Source organism: Natrinema salinisoli (assembly GCF_020405205.1).
GTDB lineage: Archaea > Halobacteriota > Halobacteria > Halobacteriales > Natrialbaceae > Natrinema > Natrinema salinisoli.
On the sequence record NZ_CP084470.1, the window covers coordinates 215,432 to 236,879 of the forward strand.

Sequence of the window (21,448 nt, forward strand, 5' to 3'; positions counted from 1 at the left end):
AAGACGCCCCGAACGGGAGCAAGGACGGCATTGCGATCATCCCCATTGTCAGTTAGTGCAGAGTCAGCCCACAATCTGTGGATCACCTATCTGAAGGTCGCAGGAGAAAGGGACTTCTGGCCCAAGAGCGTCTACCAAATCAATGGATGCAGGAGCAGACGCCACGGATCCGACGTTCTGGGCAGACACCGATGATGAGGTGGCGGTCCAACGATTCCGGACACTCGTCAATACGGTCAACGACGGGATTTACCAGCTCGACGCTGCCGGACGATTCGTTGCGGTCAACGCTGTTATCGTCGAGATGTCTGGCTATACCCGTGACGAACTTCTGGGCGAACACGTCTCACTCCTCCTTGCGGACGACGATATCGACCGTATCAGACGCAGAATCGAGGCCTGCCTGGCAGATAGCACACAACTAAACGAGACGTTTGAATTCATTGCCCGGACTAAAAACGGAGAATCTACTCTCTGTGAACTCCAGACAAGTCTACTCGTCGAAGACGGATCGTTCGAAGGGACTGTTGGTATCGTTCGTGATATCACCAATCGGAAACAACATGAACAGTTGCTTCAGGACCAGAAACGTCAACTCGAGCGCGAACGTGACCTGGTACACCATATTCTCGAGACGAGCCCCATCGGCATTCAGGTGCTGGATGCAGACGGTGAAATCACGCGGATGAACGATCGTCTCAAGGAAATACTGGAGATTTCAACCGCAGAGGCAAACACGTACGATCCATCAGACCGATCCGTCTACGACGAAACCGGGGAAGAACTCACGATTGACGAGCATCCGTTTGCCCATACGCTTGAGACAGGTGAACCAGTCTACGAGAAAATGATGCGCATCGAGCTCCCCAGCGGTGACACCCGCTGGCTCTCGGTCAACGCAGCACCTATTCTCACGGACGACGGGACAATCGACCGCGTCGTTACCACTGCTGAGGACGTCACCGAACTCAAGGAGCGGGAGCGCGAACTCTCGACGGAACTGGACGAAATGTTCGGGCGGATTTCGGACGCGTTCTACGCGCTCGACGAGGAGTTTCGGTTCGAACACGTCAACACGCAGGCCGAGGAACTCCTCCAGCACTCCGAGAACAAGTTACTCGGCAAGAAACTCTGGGACGTGTTTCCCTCTGCTGCCGAGATCGACGAGGTCTGGGATGCGTTCCATACGGCACTCGAAACACAGGAGGCAACCAGCTACGAACTCTACTACGACGAACTTGACTTCTGGGTCGAAGCGAATATCTATCCCTCTGAGACTGGCGTCTCGGTCTATTTCCGCGACGTCACTGAGAGAAAGGAACACGAGCAAGAACTCGAACTGTTCCGGACGCTGCTGGATCACTCTTCCGACAGCGTGTTCGTGATCGATCCGTCCACGGGGCAGTTCCTTGACGTAAACGGGACCGCCTGCCGTCGCCTCGGATACGACCGCGAGGAACTGCTGGAGCTATCAGTCCCCGATATCGAATGGGGGTTGCCCGATCTTTCGGTGTGGGAATCTCACGTTAAGGAGGTGAAAACTGAGGGAGGAGCGACCTTCGACGGGAGACACGAACGAAAGGACGGGAGTACCTTCCCAGTTGAAGTCAACGTCTCATACGCCGATCTGTCTCAGGAATACGTCATCGCAGTTGCCCGTGACGTAACTGAACGCCGGCAGCGCGAGCGTGAACTCGAGGAGTCTGAACGCCGGTACCGGACGCTCGCTGAGTGTTTCCCAAACGGGATCGTTACCCTGTTCGATGACGATTTGACGTATACCCTGGCGGCAGGACGAGCATTCGATGATCTCCCCCTCGATCCCGATGAGGTAGAAGGGAACCCCGTCCAGGACGTGTGGGGCGCCGATACCGTTGCGGCACTGGAACCACAGTTACGGGCCGCACTCGACGACGAGGAGACCGCGATCGAACTCGAATACGCGGGGCGGGAGTGGGTCGTGTACGTCGTCCCGGTCGCGAACGACAGCGGTGAGATATTTGCCGGGATGACGATGGCCCAGGACATCACTGAGCGCAAGGAGACCGAACGACAGCTGCGCCACCGCGAACACGAGCTCGAGCAGTACAAGGAATACACTGACGACATTCTGGGTGCGATCGACGACGTGTTCTACGTCCTCGATGAGAACGGCACCCTCAAGCGGTGGAACGCGACCGTCTCCGAAGTAACAGGCTATGCAAGCGACGAGGTTGAGACGATGCACGCACTGGATTTCTTTGCCGAGACGGATCACGAACAGATCGTGAACGCCATCGCTGAGGGATTCGAGACAGGGACGACACAAGTTGAAGCGAATCTGCAGACCAAAGCGGGTGATGAAATTCCGTACGAGTTCGTTGCCAACAGTCTGGAGAATCCCGCCGGGGATCAAGTGCTTACGGGTATCGGCCGGGATGTGTCTGCACGTGAGGAGAAACGGCGGAAACTCGAAGAGACGGTCGAGCAACTCGAAACTTCCAACGAGCGCCTCGAACAGTTCGCCTACGCCGCCTCGCACGATCTACAGGAACCGCTGCGAATGGTTTCCAGCTACCTGCAGCTCCTCGAACGCCGCTACGGCAACGCACTCGACGAAGAGGGGGAGGAATTCCTCAAGTTCGCCGTCGATGGTGCTGACCGGATGCGGACGATGATCGAGGGGCTTCTCGCCTATTCTCGTGTCGAAACGAAGGGCAATCCGATTGAGCCAGTTGATCTCGAGGAGATACTTGATGATGTGGTCGACGATCTCCAGCTTCGAATCGCGGAGACCGATGCTGAACTCACCGTCGAGGAACTTCCGTGCGTCGAGGGTGACGCCAGCCAACTGCGCCAAATGCTTCAAAACTTGCTGAGTAATGCCATCAACTACAGCGGCGACAAACCGCCGCAGATTCACGTCGATGCGGAGCGACGAGGCGAGATGTGGACGATTTCGATCCACGACGAGGGCATCGGTATCGCGCCCGACGATCAGGAACGGGTGTTCGAAATCTTCAAACGGCTTCATGGCCGCGAAGCGTACGAGGGGGCTGGGATTGGACTCGCACTCTGTCAACGGATCATTGAGCGCCACGGCGGTGAGATTTGGGTAGAATCGGAACTAGGTGAGGGGGCGACGTTCTCGTTTGCCCTTCCTGCGGCAGGAAATGATAATTGAGTGCTAGATACCGTGTTAAGCTCTCCACCTGTACTTACCGCTGAGGACTTCAACAGAGCTAATGAATTATCTTCTAATCGTGTCCTCAGTTGGCTGTCGGCAGCCCACGCGAGTACGAACGCTCACCGAGACGGCTACACTGCTCACGATAATTATTCCGACCATCAGTAATGAGGCAACAGCGCCAACGAGCCAGATATTGTCCGAAGGAGTACGAGGAGAAAATATTTCAAGATCGATCGGTTCGATCGAATTTCCCTGTGTTTCGAAGCGAGAATAGTCGCGGAATTCCTCTCCCTACTCATCTAACCCGTCCTCCTACCGGAGCTCAAGGAGTTGCAGATAGATCGAGACCATGCGCGACGACGACTCTGGGAGCCTGCCGTCGACTCAAACTCGAATACAGTACCGGAAAACGCGAGTTCCATCTAGTGAATTCGTCTTCAGAATTGCGCTCGATGGAGAAAGTGATCGTGCCCGCGGTCGTTTACTGAGCCGATGACAGGAAAGGTCCCGTCTGTCATCGATCATAGCAACAAGCAAACTACATACCAATGAGTTTGGCCAGAACCCTTATCATTTCGCTGTTTAGTTATGTTTCTGGTAGAAGTAGACAGTCTGGTTTGGAGCCTGATTCACTGAACGGGAGAGAGTAGGGAAAATAACACCTATATGATGGGGGGATCGCGGGAGGTTACGAACTAACTGCCATCTAACAACACAGATCAGTATGCACGGAATCATTCTGAAAGGGCTGAAGGACTTCACGATCGAACAGTACGATGAGGCCACTTGGAATCGCATTCGGGACGAAGCAGACGTCGAGCGAAGACTGTATGTCCCGGTGACCGAATATCCCGACGAACACGTTTTCGAACTCGTCACGACGGCCTCGGAGATTTCAGGGGTAGATCCGCCGATACTCTTACGCGCGTTCGGCCGGTTTCTCGTCCCACAACTCGTTCAGACCTACGGCGTCCACGTCGAGAAGGACTGGGACGGCCTCGAGTTGATCGAGAACGTCGAGGAATACATCCACATGGCGCTTCGGGCAAAAGACATGGCGGACTTCACTCCGCCGGCCGTCGACGCTCGTCGGCTCGACGAGAATCGTGTCGTTGTCCGCTACAACTCCGATCGGCAACTGTGCGAAGTCGCCATCGGCATTCTTGTGGGAATAGGTGAGTTCTACGATGAGTCCTACACAGTGACCGAATCTCAGTGCATGCACGACGGCGCTCCAAAGTGTGAGATCGTCGTCGAGCGCGAGATCCCCACATCGCTCGATAACGGAGACGACAGCATGAATTCCGTGAGGACACCATGAGCAGTGGGGACGCTGCGATCCGCGAGGATGACAGGGAGTCTAACCGAGACGACGATCGCGGCGACCGGCCGGGAAGCTACGGCGAGCATGTTCTCCAGAAGCGGTTCGGAACCGAAGACCGCGCTGACCGATTCTACGACTCGGAGATGCAGGCGACGCTGACTGACCGAATGCAGTCGTTCCTCGCGGAGCGATGGACCGGCTTCGTCGGTTGGCTAGACGATGGTCGGCCGCGGGTCACCCCGGCTGTCGATGGTCCGGGGATGGTGCAGGTACTCGACTCCGAGACCGTCGCGTGGCCTGCTGGCACAATGATCGGTCCAACGCCAACGTTGGACGGTTCTCAAGAAGAACGGTGGCTATCGTTAGTGACCGTTGATTGGTTCGATACGACGGTCGGGTTGCACATCAACGGCGTCGGCGAACGCGTTGAGTACGTCTATAATCAGCAACACGAGCGTCTCCCCGGGACCGACTGGATCGTGCTATCGGTCGAAGAAGCGTACATCCACTGCGCGAAGCACGCCCCACAGCTATCTGTAGAGCAGCTACCACTGGCCGAGGCTGCGCGCGATCCTATCGAGAAATCATTCGGACGGCTGTCCAAACGGGCCCAGCGGTTTGTCGGATCGCGACTTCAGGCAGTTCTCGGAACCGCAGACGCCGACGGGGAGACCGACGTTTCACCGCGGCTGGGGCCGGCAGGGTTCGTGCAGGTACTCGATGAGTCGACGCTGGCGTGGCCGGAGTACCGCGGCAACGGTGTCCACGCCTCGTTGGGGAACATGTACGAGCGACCCGTCGCTACCCTTTCGTTTGTCGACTGGTGGTCGACAGAGGCCATCCTCGAGGTGAGCGGCACTGTGTCTCTCGAGGACGAGGTCGATGATGCAACGGATTTGACCGATGTCGATCAGACGAAGACATGGGTCAGTCTGGAGGTTGATTCAGTCGGTCTCGTAACGAATCCACCGTTACCTCGCCTCTCGCTCGAAGAGTTCGATCCACCGTGGGGGACCGACGATGCGAGCATCAAGAAAAGCGGTTATTTTACGGATTGATATCCTCCCCGCCGTGATCAGAGAGGGACCGTCGGTCCCTCAAGCAGTCGGGCATGGCCCGACGACAGCTTGGGCTTCCAACCGCAGGACTGCGGCTAGTTTGGGGACCTCGGATTTACAGACTAACACTGTTGAGGTACCACGCCCCCGTTACTCCTCACAGATTGGATGTTCAGTGTTAGTTCAGAATATTGTTGTTTTAACCGCCGTTGCTGCCGATAAGGGATACAACTGGGAGGTTCTTCGCATGAAACTGCGATCGGAAGGTATCACACCGGTTATCCCGACAAGAGTGATGGATTTGCATGGCCTCGTGAGGAACCCCTTGACCGATGATCGGACGGACCACCAACGCTCGGACATTGAGTCGGTGCTTTTCGGATTACGCCGTCGGTACGGCGAGACGCTGTGGTCGAGAACCTGGTACGGACAGTTCCGCGAACTTGTCATGAAATCCGCGGTCCGAAACATCGAACGCGCCATCAAGGGCTCTGACCCATGACAGTAGGCGTCTAAACAGGAGCCGATAGATGTATTCATCAAACTGTCATCTGTAGGCTGTTCAGATCCCCCGAAGCAGGCGATTTACTGTGGATTCTGAAGCGTCAAAGAGAATGTCGCGCCATCGCTCGGCGTCGAGTCGACCCAGATCTCGCCCCCGTGGCGCTCAACGATTCGCTTACACAGCGCGAGTCCGATCCCTGTGCCAGCGTGTTCTTCTTGGGTGTGGAGCCGCTCGAACACCTTGAAGATGCGCTCTTGATCCTCGGGATCGATCCCGATGCCCTCGTCGGTGACCGACAGGGTCCACTCTTCACCGGACCTCGTGGCCGAAACGTCGACGCGGGGCGGTTCGTCGCCGCTGTACTCGATAGCGTTCTTGAGCAGGTTCTGGAACAGCTGCCGGAGCTGACTGGCGTCGCCCTCGACCGTCGGGAGTTCCTCGACCGTAATCTCCGCGTCATGCTCCTCGATCTGGATCTGGAGATCAGCCATCAGGTTTTCAAGGACATCATTCAGATCTATAGGTTCAAATGGCTCTCCCTCTGTCTCGACACGCGAGTACTCAAGAAGCCCGTCAATCATCGCACGCATCCGGTCTGCCCCGTCGACGGCGAACTGAATGAACTCCCTGCCGTCCTCATCAAGTTCATCGGCGTACTGCTGCTCGATCAACTGGAGGTAACTAGAGACCATCCGTAGCGGTTCCCGGAGGTCGTGGGAGGCGGCATAGGCGAACTGTTCGAGGCGTTTGTTCGACTCCTTGAGCTCGCGCTCGTAGGTCTTCCGTTCGGTTATGTCACGGGCCACGCCGATCATCCGCGTCGGACCGTCGTCGTCCTGGATCGGATGACCGGGAGCTTCAATCCATCGCACCTCCCCGTCCCGGACAATGCGAATCTCTTCGGATTTCGGCTCGCCCGTCTCGAGGGCATTCTCGATACCTTCTTGTACCTTCTGTCTATCTTCCGAGTGAATCACCTCGACGAAGTCCTCCCAGGTCTCGACGGTCGTTCCGTAAAGCGACTCTGCCGAGGGGTAAAACGACGCCTGGTCTTCGTCGACGTTCCAGTCCCAGACGACCGCGTCGGTGGCGTTGAGCGCGAATTCCATCCGTTCTCGGACATGCTGAAGTTCGCGCTCGCGCTCTTTGCGCTCAGTGATGTCTCGAAAGTAGACGGACATTCCCGACTCAGCGGGATACCCTCGGACCCCCACCCAAATGTCGAGTACATCCGAGTAATATTCAAACTCCAGCAATTCGTTGGCCGCCATTGCTTCCTCGGCCATCTCACGGAGATGGCTATCAGCGATCTCGTATAGAACATCCCAGACACGAGTCTCTAGGAGCTCCTCTGGGGGTAACTGGACCAGCTCGGTCGCCTGGTCATTGACGTAGGTGATGTTCCACTCATCGTCGAGGGCCATGAACGCCTCGTCGACTCGCTTGAAGATCTCATCAAGTTCTGCCTCGAGTTCGTCTCGCTGCTGTTCGAGCCTCTCGGCCTGTTCTTCCAGTTGTTGCTCATACTCGCGGCGGTCAGTCATGTCACGTGTGACCTTCGTGAATCCCCGGATATCTCCCTCGTCGCCTCGGATAGCGGTGATCGTCACATTCGCCCAAAACCGCGAGCCGTCTGAACGGACCCGCCACCCCTCGTCTTCGATTCGGCCATCTGCCACTGCGCCCTCGAGGTTCTGCTCCGGCACGTCATCGGCGACGTCCTCGTCGGTGTAGAACGTCGAAAAGTGTTTGCCCACGATTTCGTCTTCCGAATATCCTTTGATCCGCTCAGCCCCCTCATTCCAGCTCACGATATTGCCGTCGGGATCGAGCAAGAAGATGGCGTAGTCCTTGACGGCATTCACGACGGCACGGAACTGTTCTTCATCCGGTTGCCGGCCGCTTGATACCTGTCCCTGGGGTTTCCACCAGACTCTGCCTGAACCGGCTCCTTGCTTGGTTCGAATCTCCCCCCGGTTGACAAGGTCTTCCAGCCAGCGCCGGGCGACTTGAGGGGAACAATCCAGTGCCTCCGCGATCTCTTCAGTAAAAAATGGCGTCGACGGGTTGGGTGTTTGACTGAAGAACCCCCGGATATCGTCTCCCGTCACGTCCTGTGTTGGCCCCTGAGATCCCATTACCTTCGAATCTCATCGTGTGCCTATAAGCGCTTGGCATTCCCAAACAATAGACTCCACGTCTATCCCGTTATAGTGTGAGAAATGCGCTGTGCATTCAGCACGACTCTCTGAAGATATACGAAGATTGGAAAGTTCCCTGGCAGTCAATACGCAACTGTAGTATTTACTGATAAACTGTGAGTTGAACTGGTCGTTCACTCGAGATGGATTGTCGCCCCAGGAGGGGCGCGGGGGCTCGACTGAAGTCCGCCGCATCAATCCATGCGAACAACTGATAGCAACAGCGTCGTCAGACGTGGGGACGACTCAGTTCCTGAAGCGAGCTATCGCCAGATGACCAACCATAACGCGTGTCGGATGCCGGGTTGTTCAGCGCTTACTCACGATCAGGCAGGATACGCTGGCCGATTCTGTTCGGACAGCTGTGAGGTCCTGCAGGCGGACGCTCGAGACGCTGCTCAAGAGGACGTGTACTGATGCTCGAACAGGTTGATCACCGTGGCAAGTGCTTGACGATCGATGATTCCATCGTCGACGAAATAAATGACGAGAACTCCCGACAGACAGATGCACTCGAACAGCAGGCCCAGCAAGAAGCTTGTGAACTCGAGCGTGCAAAAGCGGTCGCTGGTCCAGCTGGTTCGAATCCCTCGTCCAGTGCATGTGTATCGTCTTTGATCTGGTAGATAATCCCTCGATGCTGGAGTAGATCGAGGGCGCGATGGCGGTACTCTGATGGAAGTCGGCGCGGCGTGCCAAGTCCGTTGCGGCATGCGGTTTCTCGAGATAGTAGAGGACGCGAAGCGTCACACCGGACAACAGTCCGGGCCACTCGAACCGAGTACCAGGTCCGCTACGAGTTTTCGAACACGATCGACGGCGACACGCCGTTGCCGATGAACTGCGATAACGACGATCTGCAGCGCTACTGCATCGGCCAAGACCAGTGCCCCTACTCGATCTGGGGAAGTCTCCCATTCCTAGATGAGATGTACGACCAAGTCGACGAGGAGTCTGCCAGTCCCACTGAGTAGTTCTGAATCAAAGACTTCGCCGAATCTGTTTATTATCCAGATAGACTTCTGCAGTTCCGCTAAATAGAGGGCATATTTCCGTATTCACTCATGATCTGTTCTTCCACTGATTGTCCCCTTCTTGTTCGCGTGGGTCACCGATGGCGTCTTTGATTATTTCGCCTTCAGCTCGGTGAAGAACGCCACTGATCACCGATTTGTTGACCTCGAGTTCCTCGGCAAGATCAGTCAAAGAACACCCTCGAGGGTTATCGTAATATCCTCGTTTAATTGCGACCGTGAGAATCTCTCGTTGCCGAGCGGTGAGAGAATCGAGAACGTTGTAGCCCTCAGTGATTGAGAGAATTTCATAGTTGACGTTGCGTTCGTCGAGTGACTCCCACATCGCCGCCATCTTTGACTCTGGCATCACGAATTCGATGAAGAGGTGGCCGTCACGAGCGACGACAGGAGTCGTTGGGTGGTATTCAATGTCCTCAGAGACGAAATACCCATTGGGCGGCTGTCCCTCAAGCATCATGACTACTGTATCATCATCGCTGTGCAACAGTGTGGTCGAACTCGAAAACCAATTCTCGGTTTCCTGAACAAATTCTTCTGGGTGGTCCGTCTGAATCTCCAAAACGCTGGTCACACCATTCTCTGAGGGGTAATTCGAGAGAAATCGGATAACTGTATTCGGAAACTTATCAGCGATAGCGACCATGTCCGGCATTGGGCCGACCTTGAGACGTACCCGTGGCATACTCGTCCTTGTCTCCCTCAGATAATGAGCACAGAGGTAAACATGTTCACCTCCATCCTTAGAATAGCTCTGGAAATTTCAGGGTAACTGGCTTTGTTCCCGATGCCAACATGTCCACGTGAATTTTCATCCAGCACACAGCGAAACCTCGTTTGTGATGTATTCAGCACAAGTAGAGAAGAGGGACAACAGAGACTCCGTTCCGACACACGTTCAATGGGCGACGTACTCCTACCTCGGCGCAGCTGTCCTCCTTACAGCCAGTGTTCTCATCCAAATTTACATCGCCGGAATGGCCGTGTTTGTTGATCCGGCCCGATGGAGCAGTCACGTCTCGTTCGGCAATATTCTGCCGGTAGTTCTTCTGATACTGTTCGTCCTCGCGTTCCTCGGGCGATTACCCCGGATTCACAAGGGACTTCCAATTGTAATCTTTCTCTTGTTCTTCATCCAATTCGCCACCGCCCATCGGTTCGGGTCGCTCGTCGGGGCGATTCACCCGGTGAATGGAGTCGTGATATTCTGGTTGTCGACGATCACAGTCCAGCGTGCATGGGCAGAAGTTACGGCTAACAGAGGCGGAGTTCTATGAAAAGTACTCTACCTGAGTCGGAACTCGACGCGTGGAGATCCAATCCTTGGTACCGCGTGTTTGAACCGCGAAACACTGACCAAACGGCAGAAGATCTGCAACTCGACTATGAATAAAGGACTTCCCGATCCATCTCTACGCGTCGTTATTCATGTGTTCGGAGCAACAGTAATTGGAGCAAGCTTCGCAGGGTGTCTCGGCAGTCCTAGTGAGAATAGCGATGAATCAAGGCGTGCTGACGAAACCTACGTTGACGATCCTCCCGACTACGTCGGGTGGTTCGACGACATCGATAATTATCGTTGGACTGTAGACGAACGTGGACAGGACGAGGTATTCGTCCGTGTCGGTGCAAGGAGCCGAGGAATGGCGTCTGACCCACCGGCGGTGATGATCGCTCTGGGTACGACTATTGTCTGGGAATGGGCCGGTGACGGTGGAACACACAACGTTGTAGCCGAGAGTGGTGAGTTCGAGTCAGAATACTCTAACTCGAGCGATTACGCGTACGAGTATACGTTCGAGGACTCCGGGGTCTTCAAGTACGTCTGCGAACCGCATGGTCAGCGGGAATGAAGGGAGCAATCGTGGTCGAATGATCTTACTACTACTTGAATTCGGATTCTACTTCGAGTAGCGTCGTCAGTTCCTCCTCAAACTCACGCTCGGTGAGATGCCCGTCCACGTACCGAGTCCGAACCTCCGTGAGCGACTCTGCCGCCCTCTCTTGGGGCGATCTCGGATCCGGAGGTGTGATTGCCGTTGAGAGACCGATGATACGGATTGTCGAGTATTCCTCTTCGAATTCTTCGAACCACTTTCCGAGTCGATACCGGCCCTTTCTGACGCCCATAGTCGCAACCGACAAAGTCCATTGTACGAGATACCACGTGAGACTGAGCACGCAAAATAGTCCTGCCAGAGTGAAGAGAACGATTGCGAGAAGTAGGAGACCGAGGGGATTCACCGGATCCGAGTACGCTATCAGGGTGCTCACGATGGTGGCAAATCCGAAACAGAGGAGACTAGCTCCGGCGAGGATCACGTATGGATTCCCGGACGGAATTCCGTTTCTACGTATGTTAGATTGTCGCGTCATTTGTGTACTCTGGCACTTCGAACGGCCGATCATACTGACTCATTCCAGTCCACCCTGTACGAGTAGATTTCTTCGAAGCTTTCCACACCTCGCTTCAGGAAGAACGGAAGGACGAGGTCCCGAACTTTCCGAGTGACCAAATTGGAAGGTGCTTTCTGATTCCCAGTCTCCCGAGACATCTCAACGATTCCCTCGACTCGATCTCGTCGCAGGGACTCGAACGTCTCGAACGCGTCCGGGACCCCTTCAACGTCCCGTAGGCACTTTGCCAGGACAATTGCGTCCTCCATCGCCAGCGAAGCCCCCTGACCGACGTGCGGGGACGTCGCGTGAGCGGCATCTCCGATAAGGCAAACCGTCCCCCGATTCCACGTTGGGAGCGACGGCAGGTCGTACACGGGCCACTTGCCGATTTCTCCATCAGTCGAGCGGATGATTTCAGAGACTTCGTTGTGATCGTTCTTGTGGAGTCGAAGTAACTTCTTTTTCCACTCTGCTTGCGAGATCGCGTCGAGTGCTGCACGATCTGGAGCCTGCTTCCGTTCGTGGTTCTCGAACCAGTAAATCTCGCCCGTCGGAACCTTCTGGTAACCGAAGAACCCGTCCACACCGAACGTCATTCTCATGACCCCGTCCGTCGGCGGGATCGAGTCGTTCCTGGTGAACGCGCCTGAATCGATGATTCCCGTATACTCGGGATCCGGCGCGTTAGGGAGAATCGAGCGACGAGTTTGTGAATGAATACCGTCACAACCGACGAGGAAGTCTCCGTGGGCTTCCGTACCATCGTCGAAATACGCGATAGCCATGTCTTCGTGTGGAATTTGGACGTCGGTCAGGCGCTTGCCGAACTTCACGGTGATGCCCTGCTCAACCGCCGCTTCTCGGAGACTCTTGGTCAGGAGACCTCGCTTGATGAGAACCGTCTCGGAGGGGTTCTCACCGAGCTGTTTCTGTTTGTGGTTCTGGAAGACCAACCGATTAGATTCGTGACCACCTTCGAGGACTTTCTCCCGGATACCGAGTGTTTCCAGGACGTCCGTTCCGTTTGCAGCGAGGTTGAGGAAGAATCCGGCGTCATCTCGTGGTTCAGGCCGTCCCTCGTAGATGACGGGAGTGATACCGATCCGCCGGAGATACAGTGCGAGCACTGGTCCCACGACTCCGCATCCGATGATCAGTGCTTTCCGATCGCGAGCAGGCGCACTCATCGTGAACACCTAGTGTTGGCGAATTCGGTCACTTGGATTTCCACGCCGTGGCCGGTTCCCGCAGCATCTTTACCAAACTTCGATTTTCTGGTCATCAGAGAATAATTGCATTGGTTCTCGCATCATCATTCAGATGAACATGTTGACGAGAACCCATTGGCGATGGAATTCGGAGAAAACTCCTACCCCGACCTACTCTCCGAATAGGACTGGCAATAACCTTGCGCCGAGGACTCCTGCCCCAACCGTGAGGACAAAGCGGACCAACATCATCGCATCGAGTGCTCCGAACGCGAAACCGATGAGGCCAGCGAGGGTGCCCACCGCAACACCGTGAAGTGTTGCTGAGTTGGAATCAACTCGTCGAACGACCCACGCTGCCGTAACTACGGTCAGCAGGATTGTTACGATTGGGTAGATTTGGGTGCCGGATACGGTATTAAACTGCTGTAAGGATCCAGGGTCGGGCTCTCCTCCAGTTCCGAACGCGAGGAGGAAAGTATACGCGACAATCGATGCTATGAGTAGCCCGGTCGAGATAACGTGAGGTGCGATTCCACCCACGGCGATCTGTTTCCACTGTAAGTCTGATACTGTCGTCATCACTCGTTAGGTGGCTTTGCTGGTGAATCAGGATTGACGTATACATGTTCACCCGAGATTTTGTTAGTTAATGTTGGCGGCCAGCGAATCCGGCACAAACGGGCCTCAGAACTCAAATTACGGCATTCAGCTTCGTACTGCGTTGTCCTCTCGTTCCATTACTGGAGAACTCGTTCTCGACTATCGTTACAGCATCTCCAGGCTTGGATGGTTGTAGGATCATCAAAGGCAACATGTTTACGTGAAGGTTGACCGCAGGGTGGACCCTTTCTCGGCATGAGAGATGAAGTTCAATCGAAGAGAATTCTCGAAACTCGGATTGATGACCGGTGTCGGATTTGGAATCCCTCTCGGAACGGTTGCAGGACCCGCTGGTCGTCTTGTTGAATCCGCAAGTATCACGAGTCCCCAGGTCAAGAAGTTCGAGGTTCCATTACCTGTTCCCCCGGTTCTCGAACCAGTGCGCACCGAAGAGACGACTGACTACTACGAAATCACACAGCGAGAGGAGACGGCCGAAATCCTCCCCGGATACGAAACAACGGTATGGGGGTACAATGGAATCTTTCCAGGACCGACTATCGAAGCCAGAAGAGGCCAGGAAGTCGTCGTCGAACAGCGAAACGAACTTCCCGTTCCTGTTTCCACGCACCTCCACGGCGGGGTGACACCACCTGAGAGTGATGGGTTCCCCACGGACCTCATCCTCCCGCCCGATCTCTCAACGGACGACCTACCGGGGCATATCTCCGGGACTGTCGCTGGGGTTTCACGCGGCTCCAAGGAGTACAGATACCCGAATGAGCAACGGGCAGCCACGCTCTGGTATCACGACCATCGGATGGACTTCACCGGTCCACAGGTCTACAAGGGGCTGGCCGGGTTCTACATTATCCGCGACGACGTAGAGGATGAGCTCCCCCTTCCCGAAGGGGAGAAGGAGGTCCCGCTCATGATCGCGGATCGGACCTTCACCGACGACGGTGAGATGTACTATCCATCAGTCGATCCATCACTCATGGGCGAGCACGGAGTGCTGGCCTCAACGAGTTTCGGGGAGCACACCGGCGCCTTCGGGGACACGATCCTCGTCAACGGTGCACCGTGGCCGCGAATGGAGGTTTCAAACACGAAGTACCGATTCCGCATTCTGAACGCGTCGAATGCGCGAACGTATGAACTGGCACTCGAACCCTCGCCGTCTGAAGGCAGCTCGTTCGTCCAAGTGGGTAGCGATGGCGGCCTGCTTTCGGAGCCGATTCCACACGACAAACTCCTCGTCTCTCCCGCTGAACGCTTCGATGTCGTCATCGACTTCTCACATTACTCAGTGGGCTCCGAAGTGACCCTCGTTAACCGACGTGGAGAGGGTCGGGTGTCCGATGTAATGCGTTTCGAAGTTGTCCGTGAAGAGGAGGAGGAGAGCGATATCCCAAGTCAGCTCGCGCCAAACCTCGACTTCCCGAGTCCTGAGGAAGCGGAAGTCACCAGGCAATTCTTTTTCATTGCAGGGATGCTCGGAGGGATGTCAACCATCAACGGAAACGCGTATGACCCAGAACGAATCGATGCAGATCCCCGCCTCGGGTCTACTGAAATTTGGGAGTTCGATGCTGACCCAGCTCACCCAATTCACATGCATCTCGTTCATTTCAAGGTCATTTCTCGTGATGGTGGCCCACCTGGTCCCTATGATGCCGGTTGGAAGGACACAGTCTTCCTAGATGGCGGCACCGTTCGAGTGGTTGCCAAGTTCACTCCTTACCGTGGAAAGTACGTCTTCCATTGCCACAATCTTGAACACGAGGATATGATGATGATGGCCAATTTCGAGGTGATCTGAATGAGTATCGTAAGAGCGAGTAGCAGCAAATCACTACGGACTGGGAACACCCCCATTCGATTTACTGGGGCAGCACTCGCCTTAATGTCCCAAGTGATACACCTCTGGATTCTCCCCGGAGAATTCGTGGTTACGCTTGTACCCGGTCTATTCTTCCTTGTCGTAGGAATCAGTCAGGGGCTGCTTGGCATTAGTTTACTGTTTGGATCGAGGAAATGGGCACTACGTTTGGGAGTCATGCTCAACCTCCTCATCGTTACTGTCTGGGGCATTACTCGGATTATAAGCCTTCCTGCAATCACGGGGTCAGCACAGTTTAACATAGGAGTGCTTGGGATCGGGTCAGTAGCTGTAGAAATTGCTCTAATAGTGATACTCCTGAAATTACACAAAAACAGGAAATGAAATAGCATACCTCTTGTTGTAGCCGGACTGGAGATGGCATCTATATTCATCAAGCCGGAATTGCTACCGGTTGAAGACTTCATCAAAAACGGTTCAATCATTATTCCGAGGATTAGGTAGCAGTTCAGAATTAGATCCTTCTGATTAACTGTCGAGCAATTTTGAGTGGCTAATACCACTAAATTCGGTAAAATCGGAATATTACAAGCTCCGGAGTGCTGAGCTGAGGATCTTCTAGGGAATCAGAACAGATGTTGCAGCGTCCCGAACCAATTCAAATACCTCAGAGATCCCCGTTATTACCCCATCGTCGAGCAAATTTTGGAATCTCAGAATTATCCCCGAGCTCGTCGAGGTTGTTTTTACGCCCTCAAATCGGCCCGACGAGATTCTTCTTCGCTTTGAGGGCGTCATGTTGGCTTGCATATCGCGGATTTCGTCTAAAGAAAGAGGTGATATGCAATGTGCGAAGGCCGCTGGCTCTCTCAGGCCGAGGGGCCGTCACAGAGATATTGGATTCACGGAATTAGCATTAGATTGTACGTTCGTGGCGGATAGTCACTGATCTGGCTCATCACCACACCTGTGATGGATCGGCAGTACGATGAGCAGTCACACCCTGATACAAGGATTGACCATACTAGGATCCGCCGGGTCCCTTTTGGAAAGAAAGGGTCACTTTGTCTCTTCGAGGATGCGTTTCAAATTCCGGCCCTCCTCACGCATGTGTGTTCGGACGGCGTCGAACTCTCGACGGTTGAGTCGGGCGCCAATCGGGCCGGTTCGAACTTTGATTCGCTGGGTGAGTTCACAGCCGTTCGGACGAGGCTCGATCGTGAAACTGATGTGCGGCATGAGCAGTCCGATTAGCAGAGAAGTCGGCTTAAACTCGATGTATCGATCCGGATCGGCCTCCACGAATCGCACCGTTTTCTCCTATACCTTCCCTGCGATACGCTCCTTGAAATACGCCTCCGCTCCTGGCTCCAACCCGGTTCCCTCGGTCCACCGGAACGTGATATGATCGGGGTGCCACTCGACGTAGTTGTCCTCCATTTCCTCGAAGAATCGATACACCACGGCCGGCGGTGCCGCCACGGCCGTGGTCTCCTTCAATATCATTTCAACAGAGATAGGCCGTTCGGACGTAAATACTGTGCATCGCATCCCGGGAGGTGACCACTTCAGCGACCAAGGAGTTACCCGCACCTCTCGGTTCGGCGGAGGGCCCCAACTCGATATCGTCTGGCTCGAGGAAGGACCTGGCTGCATAATTAGCGCGTATCGATCACAACGACTCGACGAATTGACTCACGATCCGGTTGAATCGGTCGGGTTCCTCGAGGGTCAGACAGTGGCCACTCTCGTCGAAGAGTTCGAAGCTCCCCTCCGGAACGATCTCCGCGACGTGCCTCGTTGATCCAACGGATCCGCGCTTTTCATCTGCGCCAGCACAGACTACCATCGTCACGTCGATCTCGGGGAGGACGTCTCGATAATCGCGTGTGAGCGCGTCGAAGAGGATCGCGCTCTTGATCGGCGCTGGCACCCGGGAAAGTTCGTCGAACACCAGAGCCCTCGTTTCGCCCGAGGGAGGGTCCTTGAACACCTGCTCGGTGATCCGTTCGATGAGACTCGTCCGATCCTGCTGGGCCAACGCGAGCGTGGTTTGAAGGCCGTCCAAATCGGCGAGTCCGTAGTCGGAGTCGGCCCACTGAAATCGGGACGCTTCCATATCGACGTCCACCAACCCTCGGACTCCCTCAGTCCCGAACTGATCGACGTACTCCCACGAGACGAGTGCGCCCATCGACCACCCGACCAAGACGACGTTGTCGAGGTCGCGCTGGCTGAGAAAGGCCCGAAGGTCGCGGGCGTACTGCGCGACCGTGTGTCCCAACTCCGTCTTCGCTGACTGGCCATGCCCCCTGAAATCGACGGCAATCGTTTGATACTCCCTCGAGAGGGTCGTCAGTTGGGGCTCGAAGAACCGGTGGCTCGCCATGACGCCGTGTAGAAAGACGATCGGTGCCCCCTCGCCGTGGTCCTCGTAGTAGAGATCCGCCCCGTTGCACTGGCTGTACGGCATAACGATGATCGTACGAGAAACGCAATGATAAGCCTATCCCGTAAACCAACGAAATAACGGCAAAGAACACTGCAGAGTCAGAAAGTTCGATCGTCGGTAGGATCTCGTATGGACGAGGCGGGTATGGACACGGATCCAACTAGTGTTCCGGAAGCGGTACTAGCTGTCTACCGGATCGGGTCTCTCTGTGACCCAGTAGTTCGGTCACCCCCGTGACGAAGAGGACACCACCGACACTTGCGAGAAGTATCGCTACCATCGCCGTCGAGAGACCGGTCACGAGGAAGTTACCGAACAGTGCGCCTGCGATAAAGCTGAGCTGAGTTGCGATAACGCTCGCAGTACCCCAACCGCGGCTGACCGGAGCGTACAGGCCGCCGACGGCGACCGTCTCCGCGATCGCGTGGCCAGTGAGGATGGTCAGACCGATCAGGCCGAGCGCTGCGCTCGCTGCGTAGACGCTTGCGATGATCGCTCCTTCAGTAGCGCGGTGAACGAGTATCGCCCCGAACGCTACGTCAGCACAACCGTCGTGTGGCGATATGCCGCGAGCACGGCTATTCCAAGCGATCGTCCCACCGACCATTCCGCCGACGACCGAAAGAGCCCATAGCTGAGTGACGGACGACGCGAATGTTACGAGCCCTACCGCGATCACCACGATGGGCGTCAGTAAGTCGCGACCGCGTTCGACAGTGCGATTCGGTTGCCAGCGCGCGACTGTGTGTAAACCGATCGCGGCGCTGACCAGTGCCGAGAACCCGACCACTACGACGAACGGGACCGTTAAACCGTGGGCGCCAGCATCCCCAGCGGCGCCGTGGGCACTAACGACCATCGGCCACGCGAAGAGCGCAACGAGCAGCATTGGCAGAATCGCGACCGTCACACGGCTCGCCCGTCTCACGTCTCACCAACTCGGGAAGCGAAATTCATACGATTCTAATTCCGATATTTCCGCCGACTTATTTCGGCGGTGTCGTCCGCCATCGATCGGCGGAACCGACGACGGAAAGCCGATGGGGCGTCACCGACGGACCGATGGACGTCGGCGACGTTCGCGCCACCTACATCCAGACGTCGCTGGTGCAGTCGCCGTCGGGCCACCGGATCTCGTGGGCACGGGCCGGGCCTTCGGGGAGCGTTCCGAAGTCGACGAGGAACTCCTCGTCGAGGGTCATCGTCCCCTCGCGCGGGTTCACGTCGGCCTTGAGCATGACCGACCCCCGCTCTCCCTCCTCGGGGAAGAACTGGTCGTCCCACGAGGAGTACAGCGAGGTCGTGAAGTAGAGACGCTCGCCGTCCAGCGAGAGCTGAAGCATCTGCGGCCCGGCGATGATCTCCCGGTCCTTCACCTCGCGGACGTCGCCGAAGAGGCCGCCCACCGAGATCGTATCGGTCAGCCGCGGGTTCGACGGATCGGAGACGTCGTACATGCGGACCTCTCCGTGGAGCCAGTTCGCGAAGAACAGGTACCGATCGTCCATCGAGACCAGCAGGTCGGTGATTAACCCGGGAACCGGCATGTCCCAGTCCTCGTGGTCGCGGGGCTCGACGTCGATGACCTTCGTCGCGCGCCACTCGTCGTCCTCCTTGGACAGATGGAACATGTTCGACGAGAGCGCGGCGCCGACGTAGGCGTGTTCGGATTCGGGGGTGTGGAGGAAGCGAACCTCGAGGGGCACCAGTCCCTCCTCGCCGAGGTCGATCGTCTGTTCGACCGTCTTCTCGTCCCAGTTCCAGACGTGAAGCCGCTGTCCGTACTTCCCGGCTTCGACGTCTTCGAGATCGAATCCCGGTTGGTAGGTCGAGGGGGCGGCCCACTCGCTCGAGACCATCACGTTACGACGCGGCTGGTACCAGAAGTCGTAGTTCATCTCGATGTCCCCAGGCTTGTCCCAGCGGCCGTCGATTTCGAAGTCCTCGTTCAGCAGGAGGAAACCGCCAGGGAGTTCGCCGTCGTCGTTTCCGAGCATGCTGATCATGATCTTCCCCTCCGGGATGCAGTGGACGGTGTGGGGCGCTGAAAGGTCGTGCTCGAAGACCGCTTCCGGTTCAATGACTTTCACGAGTTCGGGGTGCTCCCGGTCTTCGGTATCAACGACGTGGATGCGCGAGGAGCGGTTTCCGGGAACGACGAGGTACCGCCGCTCCGCTCCCTCGACGTGGCAGGACGACGAGCAGGCGTTCCATCCGAAGTGGTGCAGTTCGTCGCCTTTGGTCGGCATCTCGATCCGATCGACGATCTCGCAGTAGGTCGACGAATCGGGGTCGACGTCGACGACGGTCAGCATGTCGGGCGCGTCGATGTCGGTCCCCACGTAAAGGGCCGGAACATAGGCGAGACGCTCGCGAGCGGACTGCTCGATAGCGGCCTGCGGGGTGTCGTATCCGACCGCTCCCGCGTGGTGTCCGTGGGCGTGGCTCTCAGTGGTGTGATGTGAGTCTGAGCTCATGGTATATATTACGAACCAATATACGATAAACAATCTCGTGGAAAACCATGTACATCCTCGCAGTCATGTATTACTGAGAGGTCATTTTCGGGAGGGGTTGGAAGACGTGCGATCGGTCCCGACCGGGCTGCGTCGGGAAGCGACGTCGCCGTTTCCCCGCCGACAGCGAGGAAGCCTCGAGCGGAAGAGACGAGAGACGAGCGGGAAGCCGAAATCGACCCCGCTTCTTGGAATAGCGAAATCGATCGTCGGATCACGGCTCGATTCGATCACGAATCGGGTCGGAGCGGTCTCGATACGTCTCGAAAACGCGTTCGGCCCAGCCGCGGGCGATCGCGGAGTCGGAGTCGACGAACACGCGCATCATCCCGGTCTGATCGTCGTATCCGGCGACGCCGATGCAGTCGTCGAAGATGGCGAGTCCGTACGGGAGCGCCTCGCGCGTCCGGAGGGTCAGATGGCCCGCGTCCATGGCCTCGCGAACCTGTTCGGGGTGGGTCTCGAGGAGAGAGTCGACGACCTCGGGGAGGTAGATGAGTTCCACGTCGCGCCCGTCGAATGGTCGGTCCGACGGTTCCGCGAGCGTCGGCGGGACCATGTGGGTCGTGTTGAACCCGCGAAACGCGTCGCTCCCGCGCAGTAACTGCACGAACCGGGCGAACGGTGCGTACGGGTCTTCGGGGGTCGCCGTCGTCACCGTCCCGTCGGCGAACGGCGCGACGACGAACTCGCGGTGGGCTTCACAGATCGATTCGAGCAACGGAGCGAGCACCGTCGCGGCCCGCAGGTCCCGCTCGAGGTGTCCGATCGCGTCGGCGTAGACCTGGCCCTTACCCGTCAGCGTGAACCGATTGTCGACCCTCCTCGCGAGGTCGTGGTCTTCGAGCCATCGGGTGAACCGGTGGCTCGTCGCTCGAGAGACGCCCAGTCGCGCCTCGAGGTCGTTCCGGTCGAGCGGTTCGTCCGCCAATGCCTCCAAGAGCTCACGGTGGCGGACGACGTCGAGCAGTTCGTCGGTCGCCATTCGCTCGCCGAGTTCGTATGCCGATACCGAAGCGGAGTCCAACTCGCGAGTCGTCTCCAGGATTTCGTCGAGGACTGTGGTTCCCATGTCGATCACGTCGGTGCAGACGATTACTGAACGTACGCGTCTCACTCAGATAGCTCTGTCTCA

Annotated in this window: 19 protein-coding genes and 2 pseudogenes; 9 read left to right on the forward strand and 12 right to left on the reverse strand. The window is 56.5% G+C overall.

Features of this window, described 5'->3' with window-relative positions:
- Positions 1 to 139: 139 nt before the first annotated feature.
- A complete protein-coding gene (locus LDB05_RS23515; protein WP_343232939.1) occupies positions 140 to 343 on the reverse strand; it encodes a hypothetical protein in 204 nt (67 codons plus the stop codon).
- Here LDB05_RS23515 and LDB05_RS23685 point away from each other — a divergent pair.
- Positions 248 to 514 (forward strand): annotated as a pseudogene (locus tag LDB05_RS23685) (PAS domain S-box protein); the annotation flags it as partial. The gene LDB05_RS23515 and the pseudogene LDB05_RS23685 sit on opposite strands and share 96 nt — an antisense overlap.
- On the opposite strand, the gene LDB05_RS23690 reads toward LDB05_RS23685, so the two are convergent.
- The gene (locus LDB05_RS23690; protein ID WP_425498623.1) at positions 494 to 625 is read right to left on the reverse strand and encodes a hypothetical protein; all 132 of its coding nucleotides are present in this window, start codon (positions 623 to 625) and stop codon (positions 494 to 496) included. The pseudogene LDB05_RS23685 and the gene LDB05_RS23690 overlap by 21 nt on opposite strands.
- Between LDB05_RS23690 and LDB05_RS21835 the strand changes: the two genes are divergently transcribed.
- The 3 genes from LDB05_RS21835 to LDB05_RS23455 all read left to right on the forward strand — a co-directional run bounded on the left by LDB05_RS21835 (position 572) and on the right by LDB05_RS23455 (position 5,551).
- Positions 572 to 3,163, forward strand: coding sequence for a PAS domain-containing sensor histidine kinase (locus tag LDB05_RS21835; protein WP_425498620.1), 2,592 nt, complete (start codon positions 572 to 574; stop codon positions 3,161 to 3,163). The two genes, LDB05_RS23690 and LDB05_RS21835, sit on opposite strands and share 54 nt — an antisense overlap.
- Before the next feature lie 730 nt (positions 3,164 to 3,893).
- Positions 3,894 to 4,490, forward strand: a complete 597-nt coding sequence (locus LDB05_RS21840; protein WP_226007972.1) for a heme NO-binding domain-containing protein — start codon at positions 3,894 to 3,896, stop codon at positions 4,488 to 4,490.
- A complete protein-coding gene (locus LDB05_RS23455) occupies positions 4,487 to 5,551 on the forward strand; it encodes a pyridoxamine 5'-phosphate oxidase family protein (protein ID WP_343232924.1) in 1,065 nt (354 codons plus the stop codon). The genes LDB05_RS21840 and LDB05_RS23455 overlap by 4 nt, the downstream gene beginning before the upstream one ends.
- A gap of 585 nt (positions 5,552 to 6,136) precedes the next feature.
- On the opposite strand, the gene LDB05_RS21850 is transcribed toward LDB05_RS23455, so the two are convergent.
- Positions 6,137 to 8,194, reverse strand: a complete 2,058-nt coding sequence (locus LDB05_RS21850; protein ID WP_226007973.1) for a PAS domain S-box protein — start codon at positions 8,192 to 8,194, stop codon at positions 6,137 to 6,139.
- 839 nt (positions 8,195 to 9,033) lie between these two features.
- On the opposite strand from LDB05_RS21850, the pseudogene LDB05_RS21860 reads away from it, so the two are divergent.
- Positions 9,034 to 9,231 (forward strand): annotated as a pseudogene (locus tag LDB05_RS21860) (primase-associated protein); the annotation flags it as partial.
- Positions 9,232 to 9,319: 88 nt separating this feature from the next.
- Here the strand turns inward: LDB05_RS21860 and LDB05_RS21865 are convergent.
- On the reverse strand, positions 9,320 to 9,976 hold the full coding sequence (locus LDB05_RS21865) for a helix-turn-helix domain-containing protein (protein ID WP_226007975.1): 657 nt from the start codon (positions 9,974 to 9,976) through the stop codon (positions 9,320 to 9,322).
- 157 nt (positions 9,977 to 10,133) lie between these two features.
- On the opposite strand from LDB05_RS21865, the gene LDB05_RS21870 reads away from it, so the two are divergent.
- Both LDB05_RS21870 and LDB05_RS21875 read left to right on the forward strand, forming a co-directional pair.
- Positions 10,134 to 10,568, forward strand: coding sequence for a DUF6220 domain-containing protein (locus LDB05_RS21870; protein WP_226007976.1), 435 nt, complete (start codon positions 10,134 to 10,136; stop codon positions 10,566 to 10,568).
- A 108-nt stretch (positions 10,569 to 10,676) separates the two neighbouring features.
- The gene (locus LDB05_RS21875; RefSeq protein ID WP_226007977.1) at positions 10,677 to 11,144 is read left to right on the forward strand and encodes a halocyanin domain-containing protein; all 468 of its coding nucleotides are present in this window, start codon (positions 10,677 to 10,679) and stop codon (positions 11,142 to 11,144) included.
- 31 nt (positions 11,145 to 11,175) lie between these two features.
- Here the strand turns inward: LDB05_RS21875 and LDB05_RS21880 are convergent, their stop codons facing one another.
- The 3 genes from LDB05_RS21880 to LDB05_RS21890 all read right to left on the reverse strand — a co-directional run bounded on the left by LDB05_RS21880 (position 11,176) and on the right by LDB05_RS21890 (position 13,481).
- Entirely contained in the window at positions 11,176 to 11,613 is a 438-nt protein-coding gene (locus LDB05_RS21880; RefSeq protein WP_226007978.1) for a hypothetical protein, read from the reverse strand.
- A gap of 83 nt (positions 11,614 to 11,696) precedes the next feature.
- Positions 11,697 to 12,878: an FAD-dependent oxidoreductase gene (locus LDB05_RS21885; RefSeq protein ID WP_226007979.1), complete on the reverse strand. Its 1,182-nt coding sequence runs from the start codon at positions 12,876 to 12,878 to the stop codon at positions 11,697 to 11,699.
- 192 nt (positions 12,879 to 13,070) lie between these two features.
- Positions 13,071 to 13,481, reverse strand: coding sequence for a hypothetical protein (locus tag LDB05_RS21890; RefSeq protein ID WP_226007980.1), 411 nt, complete (start codon positions 13,479 to 13,481; stop codon positions 13,071 to 13,073).
- A gap of 283 nt (positions 13,482 to 13,764) precedes the next feature.
- Between LDB05_RS21890 and LDB05_RS21895 the strand changes: the two genes are divergently transcribed.
- Together LDB05_RS21895 and LDB05_RS21900 are read left to right on the forward strand one after the other, a co-directional pair.
- On the forward strand, positions 13,765 to 15,324 hold the full coding sequence (locus LDB05_RS21895; RefSeq protein ID WP_226007981.1) for a multicopper oxidase family protein: 1,560 nt from the start codon (positions 13,765 to 13,767) through the stop codon (positions 15,322 to 15,324).
- Complete coding sequence (locus LDB05_RS21900; RefSeq protein WP_226007982.1) at positions 15,325 to 15,729, forward strand: hypothetical protein; 405 nt, start codon at positions 15,325 to 15,327, stop codon at positions 15,727 to 15,729.
- Between the two features lie 936 nt (positions 15,730 to 16,665).
- Here the strand turns inward: LDB05_RS21900 and LDB05_RS21905 are convergent.
- The 5 genes from LDB05_RS21905 to LDB05_RS21925 all read right to left on the reverse strand — a co-directional run bounded on the left by LDB05_RS21905 (position 16,666) and on the right by LDB05_RS21925 (position 21,385).
- On the reverse strand, positions 16,666 to 16,851 hold the full coding sequence (locus LDB05_RS21905; RefSeq protein ID WP_226007983.1) for an SRPBCC family protein: 186 nt from the start codon (positions 16,849 to 16,851) through the stop codon (positions 16,666 to 16,668).
- A gap of 166 nt (positions 16,852 to 17,017) precedes the next feature.
- Positions 17,018 to 17,818 carry an alpha/beta fold hydrolase gene (locus LDB05_RS21910; RefSeq protein ID WP_226007984.1) on the reverse strand — a complete coding sequence of 267 codons (801 nt, stop codon included), beginning with the start codon at positions 17,816 to 17,818 and terminating at the stop codon, positions 17,018 to 17,020.
- A 139-nt stretch (positions 17,819 to 17,957) separates the two neighbouring features.
- Positions 17,958 to 18,686 carry a hypothetical protein gene (locus LDB05_RS21915; RefSeq protein ID WP_226007985.1) on the reverse strand — a complete coding sequence of 243 codons (729 nt, stop codon included), beginning with the start codon at positions 18,684 to 18,686 and terminating at the stop codon, positions 17,958 to 17,960.
- 199 nt (positions 18,687 to 18,885) lie between these two features.
- The gene (locus LDB05_RS21920) at positions 18,886 to 20,274 is read right to left on the reverse strand and encodes a selenium-binding family protein (protein ID WP_226007986.1); all 1,389 of its coding nucleotides are present in this window, start codon (positions 20,272 to 20,274) and stop codon (positions 18,886 to 18,888) included.
- A 253-nt stretch (positions 20,275 to 20,527) separates the two neighbouring features.
- A complete protein-coding gene (locus LDB05_RS21925; RefSeq protein ID WP_226007987.1) occupies positions 20,528 to 21,385 on the reverse strand; it encodes a helix-turn-helix transcriptional regulator in 858 nt (285 codons plus the stop codon).
- Positions 21,386 to 21,448: the final 63 nt, after the last annotated feature.